Annotated in this window: 1 protein-coding gene; it reads left to right on the forward strand. The window is 65.5% G+C overall.

The features are described from left to right. A partial coding sequence (locus WCJ41_RS20175; RefSeq protein WP_336907633.1) for an SDR family NAD(P)-dependent oxidoreductase occupies window positions 1-4,624 on the forward strand: 4,624 nt, incomplete at both ends.

Raw genomic sequence — 4,624 nt, forward strand, 5'->3', positions numbered from 1 at the left:
AAGAAGCCGCGGGCTCTGCGCGACGATGACCAGGCCCAGCGTGACGCTGCGGACGAGTTTTGCTTTGAGGTCATTTGGTCGGCTGTTGCACCCGATGCCGCAACCGGATCAGGTGCTGGCCAAGTGGTGGGCCTCGGCAAGATCCTCTTGCTCGCGACGCGCGCTGACGCTTTGAAAGACGATCTGGCTGAATCCTTGCGCCGGGCCGGTTACTCGGTCGAGACGTGCGAAACGGACCAGCCCGGCCGCTGGCTTTCCGATGGCGGGGCAGATTCGCAGCCCCGCACCCCGGAGGATCTGGCGGGGCTGGTCTGGGTGGTTCCCCAAGTCTCCGGCAGCGCTGCCGCCGAGCCGCCTCTGGCCCTGGTTGAGACATTCCTACTCATCCAGACTGCCCAGGCGCGGAGTATGCGGCTTCCTCTTGGCGTGTCGATTGTCACGCAGGGCGCGGTCGCTGCGGACGTGGGTGAACCATGCGATCCAGTCGCATCGGCTGTTTGGGGCCTGGTGCGCAGCCTGCAGAATGAGGCGCCTGATCTTGGCCTTCGGCTGTTGGATGTATCCGGCACCGAAATGGATGGCGTTGCTCGGCTTCTGGGGGGTTCAGCTGCCGAGCCGCAGCTTGCACTGCGTGGCTCGCGGATCATGACGCCACGCCTTCAGAACTTCCGGCCTATGCCGGAGAGCGATCACGAAGGCTTGATCGTGAAGCATGGGGCTGACGCGAGCTACTTGATTACGGGCGGTCTGGGTGCGCTTGGTCTTGAGGCGGCGTCCTGGCTGGCGGAGCAGGGCGCGCGTCATGTTGTTCTGGTGAGCCGACGGGCGCCGGATGCGGCGGTATCGGAACGGTTGCAGGGGCTTGAGGCGGCGACGGGCTGCCGTTTCGTGACCGAAAGCCTGGACGTGTCGAATGCATCAGCCGTTGCGGCACTTGTTGCGAGATTTGGCGCGACCGAGGGGGGCTGGCCCCGGCTTGCCGGTGTGGTGCATGCGGCGGGGGTGCACGATATCGGAGTGCTGAGCGAGCAGACGCCGGACCGTCTTACCAAAGTGTGGAAACCGAAGGCACTGGGAGCCTGGAACCTGCATGAGGCAACGCGCGGGCTCGATCTCGATCTGTTCGTGCTCTACGGGTCGGCGTCCGCGATCGTCGGTTCGCCCGGTGTGAGCGGCTATAGCGCGGCCAACGCGTTTCTTGACGGGCTGGCGGCCCTTCGGCGCTCGCAGGGACTGGTGGCAACAAACGTTTTCTGGGGCCCCTGGTCGGGCGGCATGGCCGATGACCCACGCGCCCACGCCTATCTAGCTCGTGAGGGCTGGCGACTGCTGAACGCGCAAGATGCCCTTAGGGCGCTCGAACGCCTGCTGCGCTCGGGCGCTTCAGGCGGCATTGTGGTGGATGCCGACTTTGCACGACTGAGCGGGGTGATGGGCGACCATCGCTCACAACTGCTCAGCGGCCTGATCGTCTCGCCGGGGGCGTCCGTGAACAGCGACCTGCTGCGCCGTCTCAAGGTGGCATCAGCGGAAGCGCGTCAGAGCCTGCTCATAAACTTCCTTCAGGGCGAGTTGCAGGTGGTACTTGGCCTCGCCTCACCGCCCGATCCGACGACAGGCTTTTTCGACCTCGGCATGGATAGCCTGACGGCCGTCGAGTTCCGCAACCGCCTTACCAAGATATTTGGATTATCTGCCCGGCTTCCCAATACGCTGGCCTTCGATTACCCCTCGCTGAACAAGCTCGCTGACTCTATCCAGGATTACCTCAGGCTCGATACTCAAGAGGACAGCGCGGCCAGCTCTCGATCGCCTCTGTCGCCGCCGGTTTTGTCTTCCGGGAATGACCGCGTGGCGATTATCGGCCTCTCGTGTAGGTTTCCTGGCGCTGACGACTTACAGGCTTATTGGCGTCTGCTTCTGGACGGCGAGGATGCGGTCCGCGAAGTGCCGAAGGACCGCTGGGATCTGGAGGCCTACTACGATCCCGATCCTGAGGTGCCGGGCAAGATCTACACGCGCCGTGCAGGCCTGACATCGGGTGTCGCCGAGTTTGATCCAGCGTTCTTCGGAATCAGCCCGCGTGAAGCCGTCAGCATGGATCCGCAGCAGCGTCTCCTTTTGGAGGCGAGTTGGAACGCGATAGAGAACGCGAACATGCCAGCTAGCTTGCTGCGCGGTACGCGCGCGGGCGTTTATGTGGGTGTCGGGCCCAACGAATACAGTTCCCTGAACCGCAACGGCGATCCTGACGAGATCGATGCCTATTCCGCCACCGGTACATCGCTGAGTGTCACGGCGGGGCGCATTGCCTACGTGCTGGGGCTTGAAGGTCCGGCCGTCGCGATCGATACGGCCTGCTCGTCATCATTGGTGGCTGTCGATCAGGCATGTGACGGACTCAGGCTTGGAAAGGTCGATCTTGCGCTGGCGGGCGGTGTGAATACAGTGCTCAGCGTCATCGGCATGCTCGCCACGAGCCGCGCACGCATGCTGTCGCCGGATGGTCTTTGCAAGACGTTTGATGCGTCGGCGGATGGGTATGTTCGCGGCGAGGGCTGCGGGATTGTGGTTCTGAAGCGGCTTTCGGATGCGGAGCGTGATGGTGACCGGATACTTGCGGTGATCCGTGGGTCTGCGGTGAACCAGGACGGAGCGAGCGCGGGGCTGACGGTTCCGAACGGCCCTGCGCAGCAGCGTGTGATCGGGGAAGCGCTGGAGCGTGCGGGCGTTCTGCCGCATGAGGTTGATTATCTCGAGGCGCATGGCACGGGGACGGCGCTTGGCGACCCGATCGAGGTGCGAGCGGCGGCGGCGGCGTATGGGGTTGGGCGTGACGCGTCGCATCCGCTTCTGATTGGTTCGGTGAAGACGAACATCGGTCACCTTGAGGCTGCGGCGGGGATTGCGGGCCTGATCAAGGCGGTTTTGTCTCTGCAGCATGGGGTTATTCCGAAACATCTGAACTTTGTGACGCCGAGCCCTCGGATTGACTGGTCTGGCCTTCCGGTGAAGGTGACGTCCGAGGCGACGCCGTTGCCGGCTGGCCTTGGGCGCCCGTGGCGGATCGGTGTATCGTCGTTTGGCTTCTCGGGCACCAATGCGCATGTGGTGCTGGAGAGCTACGGGCCGCGTCCTGGATCTGGGGACGAGGCGCGTCTGACGCCGGCGCCGCATCGGCTGGTTCCGGTGTCCTGGCCTGAAGGCGTGGCGCTGGGCGAGGGTGCGGAGACTGCTGCGGTGGGGTCGCGCGCGGTGCGGGTCTTGGTGCTGTCGGGCAAGACGCCTGGGGCGCTTGTGGCGCTTGGCGGGCGTTGGGAGCAATGGCTTGCGGCGCGGCGGGCGGAGAACGGGGAGGACATCGCAGCGTTGCTGGCGGATGCGGCCTTCACGGCGGGGGTTGGGCGGAGCCACTTCAGCCACCGCGCGGCGATTGCGTTTTCTGGGGTTGATGCGCTTGCCGTAAGGCTTGCGGCGCTTTCTGCTGCGGATGAGGCGGCGTGCGCTGCCGGCGGGGTTGCGGGTGTTGTGACGGGGGTGCGCAATCCGTCTGCGGGTGCGGCGCGGATCGGCTTTCTGTTTACGGGGCAGGGCAGCCAGTGGGCTGGCATGGGCCATGATCTTTATGAGAGTGAGCCGGTGTTTCGGGCGGTGCTGGAGCGCTGCGAGGCGGTGGTGCGCGCGGTGCGCGGGGCTTCGCTTCTGGATGTGATGTTTGCCCGCGCGGGTGCTACGGGCTCGCTGGACGACACACAGTGGACGCAGCCCGGTCTTTATGCGCTACAGGCTGGGCTTGTGGCGTTGTGGGCGAGCCTTGGGGTGAAGCCAGTTGCGGTGATGGGGCACTCGGTCGGCGAGATGGCGGCAGCGCATGCGGCGGGGGTGCTGTCGCTGGAGGATGGCTTGCGACTGGCGCTGGCGCGGGGGTCGCTGATGGGGACGCTGCCCGTGGATGGCCCGGAGGCTGGTGCGATGCTGGCGGTGTTTGCGCCGGTGGAGCGGGTTGCTGGTGCGATGCGGGATTACCCTGATGTGTCGCTCGCGGCGGAGAATGGCAGTCACCGTGTGGTGTCGGGTCCTGTTGGTCCCGTACTGGCGCTGGCGGAGGAACTGACGGCGGAAGGGGTGCGCTGCGAGCGGCTGCGCATCAGCCACGCGTTCCATTCGCATTTAATGGATCCGATGCTGGGTGAGCTTGAGCGGGTTGGCGACGGGCTTTTGGTGCATCCGGCCGGGACGGTGCTGATCTCGAACGTGACGGGTGAGGCTGTCGGTTCGCAAGAGCGGCTGGACGGGGCCTACTGGCGCAAGCATGCGCGGTCTGCGGTGGCGTTTGCGCAAGGGGTTAAGAGCCTCGCGGAACTTGGGGTGGATTGCCTGCTGGAAGTGGGACCGCATGGGGTTCTGACGGCGATGGCAGGGCTGTGCTGGCCGGACGGCACAGCCCCGCGGCTGGTTGCGAGCCTGACGCGCGGGGAGGATGGTTCCGCGAGCTTCGCGCACGCCGTGGGCGCGGTCTATGCGGCGGGCTCGCACCTTGACTTCGCAGGCCTGTTCGCGGGCGAGGCCCGCGCCAGGATCGCGCTGCCCGGCTACCCGTTCCAGCGCCAGCGCTACTGGATCG

The organism is Aestuariivirga sp., assembly GCF_037139295.1.
GTDB lineage: Bacteria > Pseudomonadota > Alphaproteobacteria > Rhizobiales > Aestuariivirgaceae > Aestuariivirga.